Annotated in this window: 17 protein-coding genes; 5 read left to right on the forward strand and 12 right to left on the reverse strand. The window is 72.8% G+C overall.

What is annotated here, in order from left to right; genetic code table 11:
* Window positions 1–100: 100 nt before the first annotated feature.
* Window positions 101–1,312 (forward strand): cytochrome P450, encoded by a 1,212-nt coding sequence (locus OHS18_RS08620; protein WP_328454217.1) that lies wholly within the window; start codon window positions 101–103, stop codon window positions 1,310–1,312.
* A 49-nt stretch (window positions 1,313–1,361) separates the two neighbouring features.
* On the opposite strand, the gene OHS18_RS08625 is transcribed toward OHS18_RS08620, so the two are convergent.
* From OHS18_RS08625 to OHS18_RS08650, 6 genes are all read right to left on the reverse strand, one after another.
* Window positions 1,362–2,198: a hypothetical protein gene (locus tag OHS18_RS08625; protein ID WP_328454216.1), complete on the reverse strand. Its 837-nt coding sequence runs from the start codon at window positions 2,196–2,198 to the stop codon at window positions 1,362–1,364.
* Window positions 2,199–2,212: 14 nt separating this feature from the next.
* Window positions 2,213–5,251, reverse strand: a complete 3,039-nt coding sequence (locus OHS18_RS08630; protein WP_328616560.1) for a non-ribosomal peptide synthetase — start codon at window positions 5,249–5,251, stop codon at window positions 2,213–2,215.
* 197 nt (window positions 5,252–5,448) lie between these two features.
* On the reverse strand, window positions 5,449–8,523 hold the full coding sequence (locus OHS18_RS08635) for a type I polyketide synthase (protein ID WP_328616561.1): 3,075 nt from the start codon (window positions 8,521–8,523) through the stop codon (window positions 5,449–5,451).
* Between the two features lie 22 nt (window positions 8,524–8,545).
* Window positions 8,546–9,373 (reverse strand): AfsR/SARP family transcriptional regulator, encoded by an 828-nt coding sequence (locus OHS18_RS08640; RefSeq protein ID WP_328454211.1) that lies wholly within the window; start codon window positions 9,371–9,373, stop codon window positions 8,546–8,548.
* Window positions 9,370–10,155: a thioesterase II family protein gene (locus tag OHS18_RS08645; RefSeq protein WP_328616562.1), complete on the reverse strand. Its 786-nt coding sequence runs from the start codon at window positions 10,153–10,155 to the stop codon at window positions 9,370–9,372. The genes OHS18_RS08640 and OHS18_RS08645 overlap by 4 nt, the downstream gene beginning before the upstream one ends.
* Before the next feature lie 332 nt (window positions 10,156–10,487).
* Complete coding sequence (locus OHS18_RS08650; protein ID WP_328616563.1) at window positions 10,488–11,492, reverse strand: threonine ammonia-lyase; 1,005 nt, start codon at window positions 11,490–11,492, stop codon at window positions 10,488–10,490.
* Window positions 11,493–11,862: 370 nt separating this feature from the next.
* Here OHS18_RS08650 and OHS18_RS08655 point away from each other — a divergent pair, with 370 nt between their 5' ends.
* The gene (locus OHS18_RS08655) at window positions 11,863–14,745 is read left to right on the forward strand and encodes an ATP-binding protein (RefSeq protein WP_328616564.1); all 2,883 of its coding nucleotides are present in this window, start codon (window positions 11,863–11,865) and stop codon (window positions 14,743–14,745) included.
* A gap of 17 nt (window positions 14,746–14,762) precedes the next feature.
* Here the strand turns inward: OHS18_RS08655 and OHS18_RS08660 are convergent, their stop codons facing one another.
* Complete coding sequence (locus OHS18_RS08660; RefSeq protein WP_328616565.1) at window positions 14,763–16,307, reverse strand: MDR family MFS transporter; 1,545 nt, start codon at window positions 16,305–16,307, stop codon at window positions 14,763–14,765.
* A 79-nt stretch (window positions 16,308–16,386) separates the two neighbouring features.
* Between OHS18_RS08660 and OHS18_RS08665 the strand changes: the two genes are divergently transcribed.
* From OHS18_RS08665 to OHS18_RS08675, 3 genes are all read left to right on the forward strand, one after another.
* Window positions 16,387–17,091, forward strand: a complete 705-nt coding sequence (locus tag OHS18_RS08665) for a TetR/AcrR family transcriptional regulator (RefSeq protein ID WP_328616566.1) — start codon at window positions 16,387–16,389, stop codon at window positions 17,089–17,091.
* Window positions 17,092–18,739: 1,648 nt separating this feature from the next.
* Window positions 18,740–19,654, forward strand: a complete 915-nt coding sequence (locus OHS18_RS08670) for an ABC transporter ATP-binding protein (protein ID WP_328616567.1) — start codon at window positions 18,740–18,742, stop codon at window positions 19,652–19,654.
* Window positions 19,651–20,436, forward strand: a complete 786-nt coding sequence (locus OHS18_RS08675; RefSeq protein WP_328616568.1) for an ABC transporter permease — start codon at window positions 19,651–19,653, stop codon at window positions 20,434–20,436. The genes OHS18_RS08670 and OHS18_RS08675 overlap by 4 nt, the downstream gene beginning before the upstream one ends.
* Window positions 20,437–20,546: 110 nt before the next feature.
* On the opposite strand, the gene OHS18_RS08680 is transcribed toward OHS18_RS08675, so the two are convergent.
* The 5 genes from OHS18_RS08680 to OHS18_RS08700 form a co-directional block, all read right to left on the reverse strand.
* Window positions 20,547–20,828 (reverse strand): iron-sulfur cluster biosynthesis protein, encoded by a 282-nt coding sequence (locus tag OHS18_RS08680; RefSeq protein WP_328616569.1) that lies wholly within the window; start codon window positions 20,826–20,828, stop codon window positions 20,547–20,549.
* A 112-nt stretch (window positions 20,829–20,940) separates the two neighbouring features.
* On the reverse strand, window positions 20,941–21,435 hold the full coding sequence (locus tag OHS18_RS08685) for an STAS domain-containing protein (RefSeq protein WP_328458911.1): 495 nt from the start codon (window positions 21,433–21,435) through the stop codon (window positions 20,941–20,943).
* 220 nt (window positions 21,436–21,655) lie between these two features.
* Window positions 21,656–21,961, reverse strand: coding sequence for an ATP-binding protein (locus OHS18_RS08690; RefSeq protein WP_328616570.1), 306 nt, complete (start codon window positions 21,959–21,961; stop codon window positions 21,656–21,658).
* A 585-nt stretch (window positions 21,962–22,546) separates the two neighbouring features.
* Window positions 22,547–22,894, reverse strand: coding sequence for an STAS domain-containing protein (locus OHS18_RS08695; protein WP_328454187.1), 348 nt, complete (start codon window positions 22,892–22,894; stop codon window positions 22,547–22,549).
* 207 nt (window positions 22,895–23,101) lie between these two features.
* The gene (locus tag OHS18_RS08700) at window positions 23,102–23,266 is read right to left on the reverse strand and encodes a hypothetical protein (RefSeq protein WP_328454185.1); all 165 of its coding nucleotides are present in this window, start codon (window positions 23,264–23,266) and stop codon (window positions 23,102–23,104) included.
* Window positions 23,267–23,674 lie beyond the last annotated feature (408 nt).

The following is a 23,674-nucleotide window of genomic DNA, read 5'->3' on the forward strand; positions in this document are numbered from 1 at the left end:
AACACCCCGATGTGGCGGTGGGGCGCTAGGGGCGCTTTAGACCGGGCGAGGATCGTGACTCCGGAAGTCCCGTCCGGAGCGTACGCGTGGAGGAGAGCAGTTGACCGAGACAGCGGATTCCGAGTCCGCCCGCTTGCCGATGCGCCGGGAGTGCCCGTTCCGGCCCCCGGCGCCCTACGCCCGGCTCAGCGCGGAAAGCCCGGTTTCGCGGGTGACGCTGCCCAACGGCGACACGGCCTGGGCCATCAGCAGCTACCGGCTCGCGCGCGAGCTCGTGGTCCACCCGGACGTCAGCGCGGACCGGTCACACCCGAACTACCCGACGATGCTGCCGAAGCAGCCGGTGTCGAAAGCGCAGGCCAAAGGGCTGCTGAGCTGGATGGACCCGCCGGAGCACACCACGCACCGGCGGATGGTCGTCAGCGAGTTCACCGTCAAGCGCGTCGCCGCGATGGCCCCGCACATCCGGAAGGTCACCGAGGAGTGCCTCGACCAGCTGCTCGCCGGGCCGTCGCCGGCCGACCTGGTGCGGGGGCTGTCGCTCGCGGTGCCGGCGCGGGTGATCTGCGAGCTGCTCGGCGTGCCCTACGCCGACCGGGACCTGTTCGCCGAACGCACCGAGCTGATCCTCAACCACCACAGCACGGTCGAGCAGCGGATGACCGCGTGGCGCGAGCTGCGGGCCTACCTGGACCAGCTCATCTCCGGCAAGGAAGCCGACCCCGGTGACGACCTGCTGAGCCGGCTGGTGCAGCGCTACCGCGAGGCCGGGATGCTCGACCACGAGCTGCTCATCGGCCTGGCGATGGGCCTGCTCGTCGGCGGCCACGAGACGACGGCCAACATGATTTCGCTGGGCACCGTCTTCTTCCTGAGCCACCCCGAGCACCTGGCCGACTTCGTCGAGCACCCGGAGAACGCCGCCGGCGCGGTGGAGGAGCTGTTGCGCTACTTCAGCATCGCCGACCACTCGGTCAGCCGGGTGACGACGGCGGACATCGAGATCGGCGGGGTGCGGATCCCGGCGGGCGAAGGGGTGATCACCCTCAACGCGGCGGCCAACCACGACGAGGCCGTCTTCCCCGACCCCGGCGAGTTCGACCCGCGCCGGGACTTCCGCCGCCATCTGGCCTTCGGGTACGGCGTCCACCAGTGCATCGGGCAGAGCCTCGCCCGGCTGGAACTGGAGATCGTGTTCACGACGCTGTTCGCGCGTGTCCCCACGCTGCGCCTGGCGGTGCCGGTGGAGGAGCTGGCGTTCAAGCACGACGCCGCGTTCTACGGTCTCTACGAGGTGCCGGTCACCTGGTGACCCCAGGACGCGCGAGAGCCCGGCAGCCGCAGCTGCCGGGCTCTCGTCGTCAGCGTGCCTGGTGCCACGGGCCGTTCAGCAGATCCGAGACCTCCGCGGCCAGGCCCTCGTCCGCGAGCATGGCCGCGTGCTCGACGGCCACCTCGATCTCGCGGCCGACCACGACGTCGCGGCCCGACGAGCGCATGCCGCGCAGGCCGCTGAGCGGCGTGGCCGAGCTGTAGGCCACCGCCGTGCGCCACTGGTCGGCGGGATCGATGCCGGCCGCCGCCGCCAGGTAGCCCAGAAACGACCGGAACAGGTCGAACACCTCTTCACGGCGTTTCTCGTCCAAGCCGAACCGGGTGAACGCCGGCGTGCAGATCGCGCGCGTCAGCCTCAGGAACTCCGTCTTGAGCTGGGCGACGTCCTGGATCTCGTCGTGCAGCCGCTGCCCCTCGGCGCGGGCTTCGGCCAGTTCGGCGTCGGAGATCAGCGGCGGCAGGAAGCCCACGACCTTCTGGAACTGCCACAGCACCGACACCGGCGTGATCAGCTCCGGGTCGAACAGCACCAGCTGCGGCGGCGTTTCCTGCCACCGCCCGATCCGCTCGGCCAGCGCGGCCGCGTAGACCGAGCCCGCGCAGAACCCGAGCACCGCGCGGACCCGCGGGCGCTGCTGCTCCAGCGGCCCCGCCCAGTGGGCGAGGTAGCCGGCGGCGTCGCGGGCCGCTTCCGACGCCCCGTCCGGCGGCACGCTCTCGCGAACGGTGAGGTCCACCTTCAGGTTCGCCACCAGGTCGGCGAAGCGCGCCTCGGGGCGACCGGTGGCGTCGAAGTCGACCGCGAGCACGACCTCGTCCGAATGGTCGCTGGTCGACAGGTCTTTCCAAGCGGCGTTGGGCACTTCAGCTCCTCGGGTCACAGGGTTCGGACGTGTTTGGCCAGGGCCGCCGGAGTCGGCGCGGCGAACAGGTCGGGCAGCTTCACCGAAGCCCGCGTCGTCTCCTCGATCTCCTGGAGCAACCGGGCGCCGAGCAGGGAATTGCCGCCGTTGGTGAAGAAGTTGGTCTCCGCGGCGACGTCGTCGCGGTCCAGCAGCCGCCGGAACAGCTCGATCAGCGACAGCACCAGTTCGTCCGACGGGTCGGCGCCGTCGTCGTCGACGTGCCCGCCCTCACCCGGCCGGGTGGTCAGCGCCCGCTGTTCCAGGGCCGGGTAGTCGACCTTCTCGTTGGCGTTGACCGGCAGGGCGTCCACCACGAAGAAGTCCTGCGGGATGGCCGAGTGCGGCAGCTCGGTGCGGGCGTATTCCCACAGTTCGTCGGCGAGGCCGGCGACATCGGATTCGACGAAGACGACGAGACGGCCGTCGGCGCTGCGGTCACCGACCACCACCGCGGCCGCGGCCCGCACCAGCGGGTGGCCGAGCAGCGCCGCCTCGACCTCGCCGAGCTCGATCCGGTTGCCGCGCAGCTTCACCTGCCGGTCGGCGCGGCCGAACAGCTCCAGGGTGCCGTCGGGCAGCCACCGGCCGAGGTCCCCGCTGCGGTAGCAGCGGCCGTGGACGGGGTGCTCGACGAACTTCGCCGCGGTCAGCTCCGGTGAGCCGTGGTAGCCGAGAGCGACGCCGTCGCCGGCGATCCACAGCTCGCCCCGCACCCCCACCGGCAGCTCACGGCCGTCCGGGGCGACGACCGCGACCCGGGTGTTCGCGATCGGCTTCCCGACGTCCAGCCGTTCGCCGACCTCCTCGACGACGCCCCAGGTGCACCAGGTGGTGGTCTCGGTCGGCCCGTAGGCGTGGTGCACTTCGCAGCCGGTGGCCAGCAGTGCGCGCACGAGCGCCACCGGCACCGGCTCGGCACCGGTCACGACCTTGCGGCCGGCCAGGCGGTCGGCCACCCGGTCCAGCACCAGCCGCCAGGTCGTCGGCGTGGCCTGGATGATCCGCGGGTCGTGCCGCTCGATCAGCGCGCGCAGCACCGCGCCGTCGGTGCGCGCCTCGTCCGGCGCGACGACGATCCGGCCACCGGAGTAGAGCGGCACGTAGTGCTCCAGGTTCGCCATGTCGAAGGCGAACGTCGTCATCCACAGCGTGGCGTCGCGCGGGGTGGCCGGCAGCCGCTCGGTGTAGTCGCCGGCGATGTTCGTGATCGCGCGGTGCGGGAGCACAGCGCCCTTCGGCCGTCCGCTCGACCCCGACGTGTAGATCAGGTAGGCCGCCGCGCCCGGGTCGATCCGCGGCGGCTCGACCGGCGGCCCGGCCGGGGCCGCGCCGGTCACCGGCAGCGGGGCGAGGCGGGCCGGCCCGCCGGGCACCGCCAGGTCGTGGCCGGTGAGCACGAGCTTCGCGCCGGAGTCGGCCAGCACGTAGGCCGTGCGCTGCGCCGGGTGCCCGGGGTCCACCGGCACGTAGGCGACACCGGTGAGCCACAGTCCCAGCACCGCGGCGACGAGCTCCGGGGACCGGGGCACCGCGATCGCCACCGTGTCCCCGGCCGTGACGCCCGCGCCGAGCAGCAGCTCGCGGGTGGCCACCGCGGTGTCCCACACCTGCCGGTAGGTCGTGGTGCGCACGCCCTGCTCGACGGCGACCGCGTCCGGCGCGCGCAGCACGTGGCCGTACACGGCCGCGACGACGCTCTCCGGCTCGTGGGTGCGGGCGGTGTCGTTGGCCGCGTCGATCACGGCGTGGTCCTGCTCGCTCCACACCGGGATGTCGCCGATCGGGCGGTCAGGGTCGGCGCCGCAGGCCACGAGCAGCGCGTCGTAGCGCAGCAGCAGCGCTTCGACGTCGGCGCGGTCCAGCTTGCCGGTGGCGTGCCGGGCGATGACCCGCAGTTCGTCCGCGGACGAGGCGAAGCCGAACTCCAGGTCGAACTTGCTGTAGCCGTTCTCGACCACCAGCATCCGCGCGGGCCGCCCGGCGACCGTGGCGCCGGAGCCCAGCGCCAGCTGCGGGAAGTAGTTGAACAGGTGGCGGCACAACCGGTTGCGCCAGGTGGAATCCACCCGCGGCACCAGCTCCGGGTAGCAGTCGACCGGGACGTCGGCGTGCAGCAGCGCGCCGAAGTAGGTGTCCCGGGCCCGCCGGGCCAGCGCCCGGAAACCCTCGCCCGGGTCGAGGGCGAGCCGGATCGGCAGCACGTTGGTGTGGTGGCCCACGGCGTCCGGATCGTCCTTCGGGCGCACGCTCACCGGGGTCCCGACGGCGATGTCCGGTCCGGCGCCGTGCGCGGCGAGCAGTGCGTGGTAGGCCGCGAGCAGGATGACGGCCTCCGGTGCGCGCGCCTCCCGTTGCAGCTCCCGCACCGCCGCGTGCGCTGGCGGCGAGAGGGTGAACGTGACCTGGTCGCCCGCCATGGTGGGCTCGTCGTCGTCCGGGACGCCGCAGGCGAGACCGAGGCCCTTCGGGTCGAAGTCGCCCAGCCGCTGCCGCCAGTAGGCGAGGCTTTCGGGTTTCGGTTCGGGCTCGGCGAAGCCGGGCACCACGGTGTGGAGCTGCGCGGGCGGCGCGTCGTCGGCTTCGAAGCCTTCGTAGGCCGCCACCAGGTCCTCGTAAAGGCGCCGGCCCGAGATGATGTCGTAGATCAGGTGGTGGAAGGCCAGGCACAGCACGTGCCCGCCGGCGTGCTCGAACAGCCCCGCGCGCAGCAGCGGTGCGCCGTCGAGGGCGAACGGGCGCGTGACGAAGGGCCGCAACGCCCGTTCCACGTCCACATCGGACAGTGGCGCCGGGGGAAGTTCCAGCTCGAACCGGAATTCGTCCGGTGGCACCACGCCCTTCAGCAGGTCGGCCCCGGTCGCCACGTACACGGTCCGGAGCACTTCGTACCGGCGGAGCAGGGTGTCGAGGGCGGCCCGCAGCGCGGGGACTTCGAGCCGCCCTTCGACCTGGAACGCCAGCGAAAGGTTGTTGGCGGCGCTGTCCGGCACCAGCCGTTCCAGCAGCCACATGGCCGCCTCTTTACGGGTGGCCGGCGAAAAATCGGGCCGGGACTCGGTCTCCGGCCTCACTGCGGACGCCAATGGGTACTCCCCTCGTCAGGGACGGAATGCGGGCACCTCCGACAGGACGCGGCCAACGCTAGGGTGCCCGGCCGAACTCCGGCTAAAGCCGGTCTCAAGCCGGGCACCCCCCGCGGAAACCGTTGCTAGGCCGGTGTTCCCGCGGCTTCGGCGGCGACGATCTCTTCGGCGAGGTGGTCGGCCAGCAGCCGGGGGGTCGGGTTGTCGTAGACCATTCCGGGCGTCACCTCGATCGCGCCGTCGCTCATCAGCTGGGCGAGTTCCAGCGCCATGAACGACGACAGCCCCAGCTGGAGCAGGTCGTCGTCCGGGTCGAGGCCTTCGGCCTGCTCGACGCCGAGCACGGTGGCCGCGTGGCCGAGCAGGACCTCCAGCACGATGCCGGGCCGCTCGGCCGGTTCCGCCCGCAGCAGCCGTTCGCGCACCGGCGGCGCGGCCGGTTCCCCGGGTTCGACGGCCACCGGGGCCGGCCCGGCGGCCGGTTCCGTTCCGGGGACCGGGTGCAGCCAGTAGCTCTTGTGCTGGAAGGGATAGGTCGGCAGCTCGATCCGCGGACCGTCCGAAGCGGACACCAGTGCGGCCGGGTCGATCCCGGCCCCGCCGGCTTCGAGCGTGGCGAGGGCGCCGAGGAACGACGTCGTTTCGGGCCGGTCGGCCCGCAGCGTGGGTGTCCCGGCGACCAGGGCGGCCAGCGTGGCGTCGGGGCCCAGTTCGAGGAACGTCGTGACGCCCTGGGCGCGCAGTGTCCTTACCCCCCGGGCGAAGTCGACGGTGGCCCTGATGTGCCCGGCCCAGTACGCGGCCCCGGTGAGCCGGCCGGCGGCGAGGTCCCCGGTGACGTTGGAGACGACCGGTACCTGCGGCTCGGCGTAGGCGACCCGGCCCGCGACGGCCCGGAACTCCTCGACGACGGCGTCGGTGTGCGGAGAGTGGAACGCGCGGCTCACCGTGAGCTGCTTGGTCTTGCGGCCGCGGTCGCGGCACTGCTGCGCGACGGTCAGCACCCCGCGGCGGCCGCCGGAGACGACCAGCGCGTCCGGCCCGTTGATCGCCGCGATGCTCACGTCGGCGTGGTCCTCCAGCAGCGGGCGGACCTCCTCCTCGGTGGCCTGCACCGCGACCATGATCCCGTCCTCGGGCAGGGTCCGCATGAGCCGCCCCCGCGCCGTCACCAGCGCGGCCGCGTCGGCCAGGGAGAACACCCCGGCCACGTGGGCCGCGGTCAGTTCGCCGACGGAGTGGCCCATGAGGTAGGCGGGCGTCACCCCGAAGGAGCGCACCAGCCGGTACAGGGCGGTGCCGAGGGCGAACAGCGCCGGCTGCGCGTACTCGGTTTCGTGCAGCAGCGCCGCTTCGGGCGTGCCCGGCGCCGCGAACATCACGTCCTGGAGGGGCCGGTCGAGGTGCCGGTCGGTCTCCGCGCAGACGGCGTCCAGTGCCTCGGCGAAGACCGGGAAGTCCCGCCGCAGCTCCCGGCCCATGCCGGGCCGCTGGCTTCCCTGGCCGCTGAACAGGAACGCCACCGGGCCCGCCGGCCGGGCCTCCCCGCGCACGAGGGCCGGGGACGACCCGCCGCCGGCCAGCGCGGCGAGCGCGGCCCGCGCCGCGTCGCGATCGGCCGCGACGACGGTGGCGCGGTGCGCGAACCGCGTCCGGGTGGTCGCCAGCGCGGCCCCGATCGCCGCGGCCGGCGCGGCCGGCGCCGCGGTGACGGCTTCGTGCAGCCGCGCGGCCTGTTCGCGCAGCGCCGGGAGCGTACGGGCCGACAGCGGCCAGACGATCGCGGCCGGTTCCGGCACGGCGGGCGCCCGGTCTTCGGCCGGCGGGGCCGCTTCCAGGACGACGTGCGCGTTGGTGCCGCTGATGCCGAACGACGAGACCGCGCACCGGCGCGGGCGATCGCGCTCCGGCCACGGCACGGCCTCGGTCAGCAGCCGGACCGCGCCGCTGTCCCAGTCGACGTGCCGGCTGGGCTCGTCGACGTGCAGCGTCCGCGGCAGCACGCCGTGGCGCAGGGCGAGCACCATCTTGATCAGCCCGCCGACACCGGCCGCGGCCTGGGTGTGGCCGAGGTTCGACTTGAGCGATCCCAGCCACAGCGGTGACCCGGCGGAGCGCTGCCTGCCGTAGGTGGCCAGCAGGGCCTGGGCCTCGATCGGGTCGCCGAGGGTGGTGCCGGTGCCGTGCCCTTCGACCGCGTCGACGTCGTCGGGGGTGAGCCCGGCGCCGGCCAGCGCGGCGTGGATCAGCTTCTCCTGCGCCGGGCCGTTGGGAGCGGTGAGGCCGTTGCTGCCGCCGTCCTGGTTGACCGCGCTGCCCCGCACCACGGCGAGGATCGGGTGGCCGTTGGCCTTCGCGTCCGAGAGCCGTTCCAGCAGCACGAGTCCCGCGCCCTCGCTCCACCCGGTGCCGTCGGCGGCGTCGGCGAAGGACTTGCAGCGGCCGTCGGCGGCGAGCCCGCGCTGCCTGCTGAACTCGACGAACGCGCCCGGCGTCGCCATCACCGTCGCGCCACCGGCCAGCGCCATGGTGCACTCGCGCCGCCGCAGCGCCTGGCAGGCGAGGTGCACGGCGACCAGGGACGACGAACAGGCCGTGTCGACGGTCAGCGCCGGGCCGGTGAAGCCGAAGGTGTAGGAGATGCGGCCCGAGGCGGCGCTGGCCGCGCTGCCGGTGCCCAGCAGCCCTTCGATGTCCGCCGGGGCGTGCCCGATGAGGCGGCCGCCGTAGTCGTCGTACATGACCCCCACGAACACGCCGACGGCCGTGTCCCGCAGAGCCCCCGGGACGAATCCCCCGCGTTCGAAGGTCTCCCAGGCGATTTCGAGCAGGATCCGCTGCTGCGGGTCGATCGCCAGCGCCTCGCGTGGGCTGATGCCGAAGAAGGGGGCGTCGAACCGGTCGGCGTCGTGGAGGAACCCCCCTTCCCGGGCGTAGACGTGCCCTCGCCGGTCCGGGTCGGGGTCGAACAGCGTCTCCAGCGGCCAGCCCCGGTTCTCCGGGAACGACGTGATCGCGTCCCGCCCTTCCTCGACGCAGCGCCAGAGCTCCTCCGGCGAGCCGGCCCCGCCGGGGTACCGGCAGCCCAGCGAAACGACCGCGATCGGCTCGGACTCGAGGTCCTGCAGCTGCTGCCGGGTCCGGTGCAGCTCCGTCGTCACCCACCTGAGGTAGTCGACGAGCTTGTCTTCCTCCGCCATCGGCGGGCGCCCTTCCGCCGCGTCACGCAACGGCGTTCCCGTCCCGGTAGGACTCCCAGCCACGGGCCGCCGCGGGTAGCGCGCCCGCCGGCGCGAGCACCGAGTCGTCGGAGCGCAGGATCGCCTGGTGCAGCTCCTGCAACGCCCGGCACGGTTCCAGGGCCAGCTCGTCGATCAGCACGGTCCGCGCCGTCTGGTAGACCTTCAGCGCGTCGGCGCGGCGATCGGAGCGGTGCAGCGCCAGCATGAGCTGGCGGTAGAACGCCTCGCGCAGCGGGTGTTCCAGCGTCAGCGAGTAGATCCGGCCGATCAGCTCGCGGTGGCGCCCGAGCCGCAATTGCGCGTCCAGCAGCAGCTCGGTGCACTCCATCCGGACCTCCGTGAGCCAGGTGGCGAAGCTGCTCAGGACCCGGCCGCCGCCGATGTCGGCGAGCATCGGGCCGCGCCACAGCCCCAGTGCCCGTTCGAAGCAGCCGCTCGCCTCCTCGAGGCTGTGCTCGCGCACGTGCCCGCGGCCCAGCTCCGCCAGCTCCAGGAACGTCCGGTAGTCGAGCTCGTCGGACTCGCGCAGCCGCAGCAGGTAGCCGGGTGACCGGGTGACGATGGGGTTGTCCCCCTGTTCCGGCCGGTGCAGGAACTTGCGCAGGTCGGAGACGTAGACGTGGATCCCCGCGGCCGCCCGCCGCGGCGGGTTCTCGCCCCAGATCTCCTCGATCAGCTGCTCGGCCGCCACCACGTGCTCGGCCCGGACCAGCAATGTCGCCAGCAACGCGGCGACCTTCGGCGCCCCGATGAACGAGGCGCCCCGCTCGTCGACGACGCGCAGTGAACCCAGTAGTTCGTACTTCACGGTGTGCCCCCAGTGATGGTGGTGCTTTCGGACGCCTGCTCGACGGCGGACCGGATCAGGCCGGCGATCTCCGGCCGGTGCTCGTCGACGAAGAAGTGCCCACCGGAAAAGACGCGCAGGTCGAACTCCGCCGCGGTGTGTTCCCGCCAGGCCGAGCCGGACCCGGTCGTCGTGTGCGGGTCGGCGGATCCGATCAGGGTGGTGATCGGGCAGCTCAGAGGCGCGCCCGGAACCCACGTGTAGTTCTCGATCGCCCGGTAGTCGGCGCGGACCGCGGGCAGGAAGACCGCCCGCAGGTCCTCGTCGTCCAGCCAGGCCGGGTCCGTGCCGCCGATCGCCCGCAGCTCCCGCACCACGCCGGCGTCGTCGCGCCGGTGGACCGCGCCCACCGGCAGCCGGGACGGGGCGGGGTAGCCGGAGGCGAACAACCGGGACGGGCTCCGGCCCGTCCGTTCCTCAAGACGGCGGGCCACCTCGAACGCGACGACCGACCCCATGCTGTGCCCGAAGAACACGAACGGGCGCCGGGCCGTGTCCCCGAGGCTGCGGTACACGGCTTCGGCCAGGTCGTCGACCGTGTCCAGGCACGGCTCGGAAAACCGGTCCTGCCGGCCCGGGTACTGCGCGGCCAGCACGTCGGCGTCCGGGGCGAGTGCTTCGGCCAGCGGGTAGAAGTAGCTCGCCGAGCCCCCGGCGTGGGGGAAGCAGACGAGCCGGACGCCCGCACCCGCCGGCCCGAACCGCCGCAGCCACCGCGGGTCCGGACCGGCACCGGAACTCATTTCCCATTCTCTCGACCGGACAGATCATGCCCATCTATTCGGTTGCGCATTGTTTTCGACCCCTTGTTGGCCTCAATTGAGATCCCCCGTGGCTATTCGTGAATAGCCCTCCTTTGGCCTGGGCGAGTCTAGCGACGGCCCAGAGGGGGCGGAACCCCCCTCACCAGCCCCCCTAACGGATACCCCCTAGCCGGTTCCGGCCCGTTCCCCGGCGGTGGAAATCGGACTTTCCTTGCAAATCAACACCGGTTTCCGGCTGCGATGAAACCGGCAGGCCCGGACGCTCACGAATCGTCACGACCACCTTCACTCGTTCGGCTCACAACCGCGGCCTAAACATCTTCGAGATGGCGCGTCAACAGCACGGAAACCAGGGTGTCGTCGACGTTCCCGCCGCTGAGCAGCACCCCGATGTCGCGCCCGCGCCAGCGCGGCAGCGCGGCCAGCCGCAGGGCGGCCGCGAGCGCCGTCGCGGCGGCGGGTTCGACCAGCAATCGCGCTTCAAGCAATGCGAAACACAACGCTTCGGCGATCTCGGGCTCGTCGACCATTTCGACGGCGTCGAGCGCGGCGTGGCACAAATCATAGGGCAGGCAGCCGATCCGATCCGGCCGCAGCCCGTCGGCGATCGTCCGGCCGGCGGGGACGGTGACCGGCCCGGCCGCGCGCAGTGCCTCGGTGAGCGCCGGCACCGCCGAGGGTTCGGCGCCGAAGACGGCCACGTCCTGCCCGGCCGTGGCGAGACAGGCGCCGGCGACCGCGCTGCCCCCGCCGACCGGCAGCACCACCGCGTCCAGGCCGCCGCCCGCCGCCGCGACCTGGTCCAGCAGCTCCGCGGTGGCCGTGCCCTGACCGAGCACCACCGCACGGTTCTGGTACGGGTCAACGACATCGAGCCCGCGCCCGGCGCGCAGGCGGTCCACCTCGACCACGCGCTCGGCCAGCAGCGTTCCGGCGAGGACGACCTCCGCCCCGGCCTCCCGGATGCGCCGGACCTTGCCCGGCGCGGCGTCGGTCGGCAGCACGAGCACGGCGGGCACCCGCAGTTCCCGCGCGGCCAGTGCCACGGCGATGGCGTGGTTGCCGGTGCTCTGCGCGACCACGCCGCGGCTGCCCGCCGCGACCAGCTCACCCACGGCCAGCAGCGCGCCCCGCAGCTTGAACGACCCGCCGCGCTGCAGGTTCTCCGCTTTCAGCCACAGTCTCGCGCCCGCCCGGTGGTCCAGATCATCGCTGCGCACCACGGGCGTGCGCACCACGCGTCCCGCCAGCCGTCGTTGGGCTTCGTGCACATCGGCGCGCCGCAGCGGCGGAGCCGGGGCTCGGGTCTCGGTCATCGGACCTCATTTCCACCATGCGGACCGGCCGTACGGTCTCGACGAACCGGGATTTCCGCGCCCATGCTCGGCATCGCCGCTGAAGGCGGGCTAATCCCGGGCGTGTTACATCGGAGGGGCGCGGTGACTCAGAAGCTCCACTTGACTCCGCTCCGATGATCGACATAATTGGGCTGATTGGGGTCTGGGGATAGAACGCGGAACAACCCTCCGGGAGAGCGACACTCCGCGGCGGAATACGGCCGTCCGGCTGCGCACGTGCCTGTGAAACAGGCACGACTTCAACCTGCGGCCCCGTCGCAGATCGTGTTATCCGGTTGCCGGCCCGGCCCGGCAACCGGATTTCGGGGTCCGTCAAACTGGGGGTCGGATGACAATGCGAGGCTGCACCAACGCCGCGTCAGCGGCGCAGAACGGTAACGAGGCGGAATTCGGCGAAATACCATTGCAGAACCGGAGCGAGTGCTCCGGGCCGGCGCTGGCCGAACGCGACGGCGAACTCGGTTACCTGGCCGAGCTCCTGACGGGCGGCCGCGGTGGCCAGGCGCGGGTGGCACTGGTCGGCGGCCCGCCCGGAAGCGGGAAAACGGCACTGCTCAGGGCGTTCGCGGAGCAGGCGATCGACGCGGGCGCCGTGGTGCTCACCGCGGCCTGCTCCGGCGAGCGGCCGCCCGCGCCGCTGGGCGTGGCCGGCCAGCTGTTCCGCGGGGCACAACGGGCGCGATCGGCGGCCGATCCCGAGCAGGCGGGCCGGCTGGCCGAACTGCGGTCGCTGCCTCGCCGGTTCCCGGAAGACGGCACCCTGCCGGTGGCCGTCCTGGACCGCATCTGCGCGGTGCTGGAGGAACTCGCCTTCGCCACCCCGGTCGTGCTGGCGATCGACGACGTCCACCACTCGGACGAAGCTTCGCTGGACTGCCTGCAGTACCTGCTGCGCCGCCTGTGGCGCACCCGGGTGCTGGTCGTGCTGGCCGAGTCCGACCACAACCGCCAGGCCAGCCCGTCGCTGTCGGTGGAACTGCTGCGGCTGCCGGAATTCCGCCGGCTGCGGCTCGCGCCGCTCACGCCCGCGGGCGTGCAGTGCGTGGTGGCGCGCGAGCTCGGCCCGCACCGGGCGAGCGTGGCCCGGGCGCGCTACGTCGAGCTCACCGGCGGAAACCCGCTGCTCGTCCGGGCGCTGCTCGACGACCACACCCGTGCGGGGCCGGACCCCGGCGAACCGGTGGCCGGGCGGGCCTACACCCACGCCGTGCTGGCCGTGCTCCACAGCGGCCCCGACGAGGTGCTCGCGGTCGCCCGGGCCCTGGCGGTGCTGGGCGCCGACGGTACCCCCGAGGCGGTGCGGCAGGTGCTCGGCACCGACCCCGGCACCGTCGCCTGGGCCCTGGACCGGCTGGCGGAGTCCGGCCTGGCCGACGCCCGGCCGGCGGGGCCGTCCTGCCGCGAGCAGGTCGGCGCCGCCGTGCTGGCCGGCCTGTCCCCCGCCGACCGCGCCCGGTGGCACGGGTCGGCGGCGGCCCTGCTGCACGAGTCGGGCGCGCCCGCGTCGGCGATCGCCCCGCACCTGCTCGCCGGCGGCCGCGTGGCCGGTGCCCGCGCGGCGGAGATCCTGCGCATCGCCGCCGGTCAGGCCCTCGACGACGAGCAGCCGGAACGCGCCGTCGCGTGCCTGCGACGAGCCGCGGAGTTCGCCGACGACGAGGACGAGCGCCTCGCCGTGACCGCCTTGCTGCTGCGGGCCGAGTGGCGGCTCGACCCGGCCCACACCCACACCCACACCGATTCGCTGCTGACCGCCGTGCGCGCCGGCCGGCTGCGGTGGCGGGACGCGGTGTTCCTGGTGAAGGCCCTGCTCTGGCACGGCCGGTCCGAGGAGGCGGCGGAGGTGCTCAAGGTCGTCACCCGCGGCGGCCGGCAGGACACCGGCGCCGACCTCGCCGTGCTGTGGGACTGGGTCGCCGTGTGTCACCCGGACGTCCTCGACCGCGCCCACCGCCGGCCGAAGCCGGCCGCGATGCGCACCCGGCAGCTGTCACTGCGCGCGCAGTCGGCGGCGCTGCTGTCGAGCGTGCTCACCACCGGCGGCGGTGACGAGACGCCGGGCCACGCCGAGCAGGTCCTGCGCTCGGTGGAGGTCGACCACCGGCTGCTGGAGTCGTCGCAGGCGGCGCTGCTCACCCTGCTCTACGCCCACCGGCCGGACCGGGCCGCGTGGTGGTGCGAGCACCTGCTCGCACAGAGCGCCGCGCAGCACAGCCCGACGTGGCTGGCGACGCTCTCGGCGATCCGGGCGCAGGCCGCGATCCGCCAGGGTGATCTGCCCGCGGCCAGGAAACACGGCCGCGCGGCCCTCACCGCCCTGAAGCCCGGCAGCTGGGGCGTCGCGCTGGGGGCGCCGGTGGCCGGCCTGGTGTTCGCCGCGACGGGCATGGGCCGGTACGCGGAAGCCGAGACCCTGCTGACCCGGCCGATGCCCGAGGCCGTCCTGCGGACCCGGTACGGGCTGCACTACCTGCACGCCCGCGGCCACCACCACTTCGTGACGGGCCGGTTCCGCGCGGCGGTCGAGGACTTCCTGACGTGCGGAGGGCTGATGGCGCGCTGGAACATCGACGTCCCGGCGCTGGTCCCGTGGCGTTCGGCGGCCGCGGAAGCCCTGCTGTGGCTGGGCAAGCGCGATCAGGCCCGGCAGCTGGCCGACGAGCAGCTGCGGTGGGCCGGCGGTCCGCAGAGCCGGGGCCGCGGCCTGGCGCTGCGTGTGCTCGCCAAGATCGACGAGCCGGGCGCCCGGCCGGCCCTGCTCCAGCGCGCGGTGACGGACCTGCGCCGGTCCGGGGATCGGCTCGAGCTGGCCCACGCCCTGGCGGAGCTGGGTTCGGCCCACCACGACCTGGGCGACGCGGAGCCGGCCCGCACGTTCGCGGCGCAGGCGCTGCGGCTGGCGGGCGAGTGCGAAGCGGAGCCGCTGCGCGCGTCCATCATGGAGACGTTCGGCCTGGGCGGCGACCTCCACCGCGGGAACGGAACCCCGATCTCGGGTGACGTGGCCTCCCTCAGCCCGGCGGAGTTCCGGGTGGCCGCCCTGGCGGCGCACGGCTACACGAACCGGAAGATCGCGAGCCAGCTGCGGATCACGGCGAGCACGGTGGAGCAGCACCTCACCCGGGTGTACCGGAAGCTGAAGGTGACGACGCGCGCGGACCTCCCGGTGCACCAGCTGAACCTGACCCACGAGGCGGACCTGGCCCTCTGAAACGGATGTCCGCCGCGTCAGTGTCCGGAGTGGACGGTCCCGGCGGCTTCCTCCGCCGGACGGCGTCCGGGCGCCGGGCGGGCGCGGCCCTGCATCAACGCCGCCGGCACCAGGGCCACCGCGGCGATCACCAGCGCCCACCAGAACGTGTGCGTGAACGCCGCCGACAGCAGCGAGGCGACCCGGGCCGGCGGGCCGGCTTCCGCCACCGCCGCCACGCTTCCGCGCACACCCGGCAGCTCCTGCTCGACGTTGCGCTGCAGCAGCACCAGCAGCGCCGCCACGCCGAAGGAGCTCGCCACCCGCATGCCGACGTTCACCGTGGTCGTCGCGGACGAGATCTCCGAGCGGTCCAGCGTGCGGTAGCTCGACCCCATCGCCGCGGGCATCATCATGCCGTGCCCCAGGCCGATCGCGAACATCAGCGCGATCAGCGGGACCCGGCCGGTGTCCGCGTCCACCTGAGTCAGGCCCAGCATGCCCAGCAGCACCACCGGCAGGCTGCAGAAGACCAGCAGCCGCGGCGAAATCCGGTCGGTGAGCCGGCCCGAGAACGGCATGGTCACCATCGCCCCGAGCCCGAGCGGCGCCATCATCAGCCCGGACTTCAGCGGGGTGTCGCCGACGACGACCTGGAAGTACAGCGGTACCAGCGCCATCAGCGCGAACAACGCGCCGACGTAGGCGAACAGCACCCCGTTGACCGCCGCGAAGTTCCGGTTGCGCAGCAAGCGGGTGTCGACGAGGGCCGCGCGGCCCTTGCGGGCGGCGTGCACCAGGTACGCGGCCACCAGCGCGACACCGCCGAGGACGCCGGCCAGCACCCGGGCATCGGTCAGGGCCACGCCCTGGCCGACCTCCGACGTCCCGTACACCAGCGCGCCCAGGCCCGGCGACAGCAGGAGCAGCCCGAGCACGTCGAGCCGGCTGCCGCGGTCGCGGATCGCGTCGGCGGGCAGCAGCCGGATCGCGGCGACGACGGCGATCAGGCAGAACGGGACGTTGACGTAGAACATCCACCGCCACGACAGGTGGTCGAGGATCAGGCCGCCGACGACGGGCCCGAGCACCGGGGCCAGCATCGCGGGGATCGAGACGACGCTCATCACGCGCCCCATCCGGTCCGGGCCGGCGGCGCGGGCGAGCATGGTCTGCCCGATCGGCATGATCATGCCGGCCCCGAAGCCCTGCAGCAGGCGGAAGCCGACGAGGCTCGTGACGTCCCACGCGAGCCCGCACAGCACCGAGCCGCCGATGAACAGCAGCAGGGACGTGATCCACATCGTCTTGGCGCCGAAGCGGGCGATCGCCCAGCCGCTCAGCGGGATGCTCATGGACAGCGCGAGCGTGTAGCCGGTGAGCACCCACTGGATCGTCGACAGCGACGTGCCGAACGCCCGGCCGAGGGTGTTGACCGCGACGTTGGTGATCGTGGTGTCGAGGATCGTCATGATCGCCCCGAGGACCACCACGATCGCCAGCCTGCGCAGTGCGGGGTCGAAGCCGCCGGGCTTCCGCTCGGCGGCGGTCATCTCGACGTCGGTCGTCTCAGGGTCGATCATCGTCCATCCTTCGATACGGCGTAGCGGCGACTGTACACTGTACGGTAGCGGCGTACAACGTCCGGGATAGACTGCGGGGATGAACGTGCCCAAGACCGCCGATACCCCCATCTGGGCCCGCTCGACGCCCCGGCGCCGACCGACGCTGACCCGGGAGGAGATCGTCGCCGCGGCGCTCGAGATCGCGAACGCCGACGGCCTGGACGCGGTGTCGATGCGGCGGGTGGCGTCGCGGCTGGGTGTCGGCGCGATGGCGCTCTACACCCACGTCGACAGCAAGGACGACCTGCTCGACCTGATGACCGACGCGCTGGCCGAGGAGGTCCTGCTCGACGACGCCGAGTTCACCGCCGACTGGCGGGAGTCGATCACGAAGGTGGCCCGGCGCGAGCGCGCGATGATGAAGCAGCACCCGTGGGTCTCGGAGCTGGTCGGCCGGCGCAGCATGATCGGCCCGAAGGCGCTGCTGCACATCGAGCAGTCGCTCCGGGCCCTCGACGGCCTGGACGTCCCCGCGGCCAAGGCGGTGCAGATCATCAACGCGGTGGACCAGTACACGATCGGGTACGTGTTGCGGGAGACCCCGACGGCGCCGTTGCAGGCGTTCGCCCACGATTCGCCGACGGGAACGTACCTGCGCGAGGCGGCGGCGTCGGCGGGCCACGAGCGGCTGGCCCGGCTGCTCCGCGACCACCCGGCGGACCTGCCCGGCCACGAAGAGTCCTTCGACCAGGGCCTCCGGTGGCTGCTGGAAGGCATCGCCCGCGAAATCACCGGCGCCTGAGGACCGTCGCCGGCCGTCGAGGCACTCCCGGGGCGTGAATCGGCTGGGCCGCGCGCGTTCGTCGGGCAAGGTAACGATCACGACCGGCAGACGGGTGCTGTCGTTGGTCGACGTCGCCGGGCAGGCGCCGGGGCTGCTGCTGTAGCTCTTCGCGCGGCCCACCTGCCACCACGATGACCTCGCCCACGCCCAGCACACCGGCCACACCTCACCCGCGAGACCCGAGGTCCGGGTGCCCCGATGTCCGAGCCCGCGAAGCCGCCGCCCCGGCCGACCTCGGCCGCCTCGGGAACGCCCTCGACGCCACCGCCCTCGCCCAGGACAGCGGCGAGCCGACCGTCCTCGCGCTGGTTCACGCCCACAGCGGACACGTCCACCTCGCCGCGACGAGAACGCGCTGCACGAGTTCACCACCGCCTTGCACCACACGCACCCATCGACGACGAGCACGGCCACGCCCTCGTCGACAGGCAAGGGCCAAGGCGTTGCGGGACAAGCCCTGAACCGCGCACCCTCGGGAGTCCACTGTGGAACCGTTCTTTCCAGCCGACCGATCGTGGCCGGCCGGGCACCGCGAACCGCACCTGACCGTGCAGCCGATCCCGCCGCCGCCGGACGGCATCGCCGGTGTGCGTCCGGATCTGCGCCGCGCAGTTCGCCGGAGCCGCGGACGAAGGACGCATCAACGTCGGGACTTCGGGCGGCCACCAGCACGCTTGCTTCGCCGTCCCAGGCCGCAGAATCCGCTGCAGCGACGGCTGGGAGATCGCCGGTGGAAGACCACTTCGTGCGGCTGGAAGGGTTCCACGCCGTACCGGCCGACACTCTGACCCTCGTCGGCGCACAACAACGACGCCTCGCCCTCCCCGTGGTACCGCCGGAAGCTTCACCCACGCAGCTGTCGGAGCCCGGCGCATCGTCTGATGCGAACAGTCCAGCAACTCCCGGACCGGCTTGTTCCAATCCCGTCTCGACGAGCGGGGCAGCAGGCCCGAATCGGGCTTATGGGCGTTCGCGTTCGCGGGCCGAACCGCGCAGAGGTACACTGACCGGGCAGCCTCACCGTTCGAGCCCCAGGCTCTGGACCGTGAACCCGCGAACGGCATCGCCTGACAGGCGGTTCTTCGCGCTGACGCTGATCAGAATCCGGTCACCGCCCGACGCCGCTGGTAGCCCTGTCGGCCACCACCGCGGCTCCCGCGCTGGAGGCCGGCGGCTGAGGCGCCCCAGGACGACGTCGGCACGTTGTCTCCTTGTCGACTTGGCCGGGAGACCGCAGCCGACGACCTACCCCAGTTTTCCCGAAAGGATCCACGATCAACACTCACACAACGGACAGTTCGCTGTTCAGCCACCCTGTCGTCCCGCAGGCCCGGCCCGAGCTCCGTCCCACAGCGCAGAACGATCGCTACGGGAGCTTGTTCCTCGAGCCGCCCCACTCCATGGCCGGGTCATCGGAGGACTGGACCGAGCCGGCTCCCGCACCGGTGCCCGATCTGCCCCGGATGCGCACGGGTCGCCGCGCGAGCCGCTAGCAGCGGCGCGCCGGCCGGGAAAGACCCTTCCGGCGGCAGCAGGCGTAGGATCCGACCCGGAGAGCCGGGAAGTCTGGTCGGCGCGGTTTTGACGCGCGCGAGACGAGGCTTCCATGACGGACACGCAGGCCATCGACGCCACCGGGCTGACCAAGCGCTACGGCGAGGTCCTGGCGGTGGACCAGCTCTCCTTCACCGTCGCTCCCGGCGAGATCCACGCACTGCTCGGCCTCAACGGCGCGGGCAAGACCAGCACGATCCGGATGCTGCTCGGCATGGTCCGCCCCACCGGCGGCCGGGTGTCGTTGCTGGGCACGCGCGTCCGGCCGGGCGCGCACGCGGTCTGGTCGCGCGTCGGCTACCTCGTCGAGACTCCCGCCGCGTACCCGGAGCTGACCGTCACCGAGAACCTCCGCGTGGCCGCCCGGCTGCGGGGTCTCAGCGGCGACGGACCGGTGGCCGAGGTGATCGGCCGGCTCGACCTCGGCGCGTACGCCGACCACCGCGCGCGGACGTTGTCCCTCGGCAACGCCCAGCGGCTCGGCCTGGCCAAGGCCCTGATCCACCGGCCAGCTCTGCTCGTGCTCGACGAACCGGCCAACGGCCTCGACCCCGCGGGCGTCGCCGAGATCCGCGCGCTGCTCGGCGAACTAGCCCGCGACGGGGTGGCCGTGCTGCTGTCCAGCCACGTCCTGACCGAGGTCGCCCGCCTGGCCACCCGCATCGGCGTGCTCGACCGCGGCCGGCTCGTCTGGACCGGCGCCACGGCGGACCTCGTCGCCCAGGCCCGCCCGCGGCTGGCTGTCCTCGTCCACGACCAGGCGGCCGCCGCGACGGCGTTGCGCGCCGCGGGGCACCCGGTCTCGCGCACCGGCAACGGCGGTCTCGAACTCGAGGACGACCTCGCGCTCGGTCATCCCGAGCGGATCGCGACGGTCCTGGTCACCGCGGGCTGCCCGCCCTCGCGGCTCGCCGTGGAGCAGGACGACCTGGAGACCTGCTTCCTGCGGCTGGTGAGCGCCTCGTGAACGCCACCGCCGCCGTCCACGTCGAACTCCTGAAAGCACGCCGGTCCCGGCTGCCCTGGGTCACCGCGGCCGCGTTCACCGTCGCCGGCACGTTCGGCGGGCTGATCATGTTCATCCTCCAGGACCCGCGGCGCGCCCGATCACTCGGTCTGCTCGGCACCAAGGCCTCGCTGACCGGCGGCACCGCCGACTGGCCGGCGTACTTCGCGCTGCTCGCCCAGACCGTCGCGGTGGGCGGCGCGGTGCTGTTCGGCCTCGTCGTCGTGTGGCTCTTCGGCCGGGAATTCGGCCAGGACACGGTGAAGGACCTGCTGGCCCTGCCGACCGCACGCACCACGATCGTCGGCGCGAAGTTCGCCGTCGCCACGGTGTGGTCCCTGCTGCTGGCCTGCTACCTCTTCGTCGTCGGCCTGCTCGTCGGTGCTGTGATCGGCCTGCCCGGCTGGTCCGCCGGGGTCGCTCTTCACGGGCTGGCCGACCTGCTGCTCACCACCGTGCTGACGGTCGTGCTGGTGACCCCGTTCGCGCTGGCCGCCAGCGCCGGCCGGGGTTACCTCGCCGGCGTCGCCGCGATGATCGCCGCGGTCTTCTCGGCGCAAGTGGTCACCCTGCTCGGCTACGGGCGGTACTTCCCGTGGTCCGTGCCCGCGTTGTACACCCACCTCGCCGGTCCGGACGGCGACCCTCCCGGCGCGCTCGGCTTCGCCCTTGTCGCACTGGTCGGCATCGCCGGTGTGGCGGCGACAGCGGCCTGGTGGCGCCACGCCGACCACGACCGCTGACCCACCCGCGTTCAGGCGGCACGCCGCACAACGGCTACGACAACTCGACGCGGCGACGCGGACACCCATCGCGGAGTGGCGCGGTTGCGCGGGCGAACGGTGGGCGTGCGTCAGTTCGGGGTCGTGATCAGGAACGTGTAGTGCCCGTCGATGTCCTTGCGGACGTCGAGGACCTTGTCGGCGAGGTGGACCCGGGTCTCGCGACCGAGGAACACCTGGGTGCTCGCGCACCCGATGACCCGATCGCCGGCCATCGGGTGCGCGGCGACCTCGACCGTCAGCTCGGCACCCTCCTCGGGGCGACCGCCGAGGGTCAAGCGCAGGCCGCCGTCGGCGTGGACGTTCTGGGCGGCGGTGAGCTGGTTGATCGCTTCGGTGGCCGATTCGGTCATGGTGAACATCGACGGTCTCGCCTTCTGCTGGTGGGTGCTCGCGGACCGGGACGGCTCACCTGCGGACCACCGGTCGTCGGGGAGATCCGGATTGCGGACGTAGGTGGTCGTCTCAGCGTCGCGCGGGTGCGGCGATGGCGTCGGCCCGCGAGGCGTGGATGGTCAGTTGTTCGTGCAGCCGGGTGATCTGCAGGGGTCGCCAGACCGCGCGGGTGGCGGCCACGACCCGCAGGTCGGTGCGCGGTGCGGCCCGGTGGTGCGCGGCCAGCAGGACTTCCAGTCCCACGGAGTTGAGGAACTGGACCAGGGACAGGTCGACCACCAGCCGCGACGGGCTCCGGCGCAACGCGAGTTCGAGCGCCAGGCGCACGGCCGGGGCGGTGTGCAGATCCACATCGCCGGCCACGACGAGCACCAGGGTCCGTCCACAATGTTCTGTCGACACGGTCAGCGGCGAGTGCCGGCGCGTCGTGTGCTGGCGCCCTCCGGACACGTCGATGACCGCGCGAACGGCACCGGGCTCTGCCGGCCCTTCGCCGCGGCCGCGTGGTGCCGGGAAGCCGGGTTCCGCTGGGGGCCGGCGAAGACGGCGAAGATCGGGAATCATGCGTTTCACGATCGGGCTCCTGACCCTGCCGACCGCTCTGGTCCTCACCGCTGTGAAGACGTGCGCGCGGCCTGTGGACAGATGCGGCCGTCATTGGCGGTCGATCGTCGCGAGGGCGGGGACTGGGCACTCCGGCGCTGTCCCCGGGATCATACCGTGACGCCGGAGCGGCAGCGGTGACTCCGGGCCGGGTTTCCCGAACGAGGGACAGCCGAGAGGTTCACGAGTCGTGGTGCTTGCCGAGGGCGAGCACCGCCCAGACGATCTTGCCCCCGGACCAGCGTGGACTGCTCCCCCACACCCGCGCCGCGTCCGCCACGATCCGCAAACCGAGCCCCGGTGCCCTCAACCCGGACCGATCCTGCAGCACCGCCGGCCGCGGGCTGTCATCGGAGACGGCGACCGTCAGCATGTCCCCGCGCAGTTCGAGGTGGATCTCGGGGCAGAACCTCGTGTGCTGGATGACGTTGGTGACCAGCTCCGTCGCGACCAGCGTCCCGTCGTAGACCAGCGTGGGCAGCCCCACTGCTCCGCTCGCTCCCGGACGAACGCCCGCGCGACAGCGGGCGCGTCCTCGGAGCGGGACAGGACCCGCTGCGCGAACTGCCGGATCGGCACGGGCTGCCGCTCCGCGGCCTCCACGTCCGGGTGCACCGGCACGAACCGGTCGACACCGTGCTCGTGCAGCGCCCGCACCTGGACATCCTGGTGGGTGACCAGCAGGAACGGGATGCCCGGCCAGTCCCCGATGCGACGCGCGACCAACGGGAACACCGTCGCCGGCGAATATTCGCTCAGCACAAGGCCGTTGATGTCGGCGATCAGGCACGGCGGGGTGTCGGCGGCGACCTTCAGCAGCCCGTCGCGGAGGAAGGCGTATCCGGAAAGGTCGAGCTCCCCGGTCACCGTGACCAGAGTGCTCGCGAGCCGATGGGTCAGCTCGATCGTGATCCCGACGGGCACAATGACCCGTCACGACCTTCTTCGGCGCGCTGCCGGCGGAGCACGGGTACCGACACGACACGACCTGCCTGGTGACTTCACCCACCGACCGTAGCGGCCAGGAATTGCCGGTGATACCGCGCAACGGTCACTCTTCCAGCGCGTGGCGTCAGTCTGGAGGCTGCGAGGGAACGACGGCGTCCAGGCCCAGGAACAGCAGCTTCCGCCGGACGGTCGGCGAGGCCACGATCCGCAGCACTCTGCCGTCGGCGGCGCACCGCTCGACGAGTTCCAGCAGCGGGACCACCGCTTCCACGGTCAGGAAGGTCACCGCGGAAAGGTCGAGCACAACGGCCGTGCCGGGCGGCACGGTCAACGCCGGCGCGAAGGTCCGTTCCGCGGTTTCGGCGTCCGCCAGCTCCGCCGGGGCCGGCAGGGTGAAGACCTCGGCGGCGGGAGCGGGTGTCGCGGCACCCGGCGGGACGGATTCGTCCTGCGGTTCGGCGACCGTGTTCATGCGCTCTCTTCCCCTCCGCTGTGTGCCCGCTCAGCCGGCCGTGCGGGTCCTGAGCTGCTCTGCCACCACCCCGGCCGGGCGTTCGGCGCCGGATACCGATCCCCGCGCCGGTGATCGGCTCGGCTGAGGTCGTACCCCACACCGGCGACGAACCGCTCGACGACGGGACGAGCCGGATAACCCTTGCCGAGCAAGCTGTTGTGTCCGCTACCGAGCCGGGATGTCGACCTCGGCGGCGGACCGGAGGTCGGCAGCCGCGTCCGCGCGGTGGGTCTCGGCTTGGCGCCGATGCCCGTCCGCGGCGGCGCCACCACTGCGGGCCTGCTGATCGTGGTGCTCGGCGGAGCCGCAGTGCGCGAGCGCCGAGCTCACCAGCCCAGCCCGGACACGGGTGGCGGCAGAGCTCTTTCTGCGCCGCGCGTCCGCCACTGCCACCAGCGCCCGGCCCCTCCCCTCGGCAACGCCGGTCTCGCCGACGACGGCACCGACCCGACCAGCCGGTGCCGGCGCACGAGTCTGCGTCTCAGGGCCCGTTGTGCTCGCGCGTGCACTGTGAATCGCGATGTGCGGTGCGGCGATAACCGAATCACCTGGGGCAGTCATGCGGAAACAGTGTCACGATGCGGCGGCCAGGGGAACTCGACGGGCGACACCATCCTCGATCGACCCGACGGCCGAGCGCCTTCGAGGAGGTTTCTTGACCGTCCGCAAGTCGTACCCGCCCGGCTGTCCGGCGGCGCCACAGCCGGCCCGGGCAGCCGAATCGATCATTCCCGGCGT

The sequence above is a fragment of the Amycolatopsis sp. NBC_00355 genome, assembly GCF_036104975.1.
In the GTDB taxonomy this organism is placed as follows: domain Bacteria; phylum Actinomycetota; class Actinomycetes; order Mycobacteriales; family Pseudonocardiaceae; genus Amycolatopsis.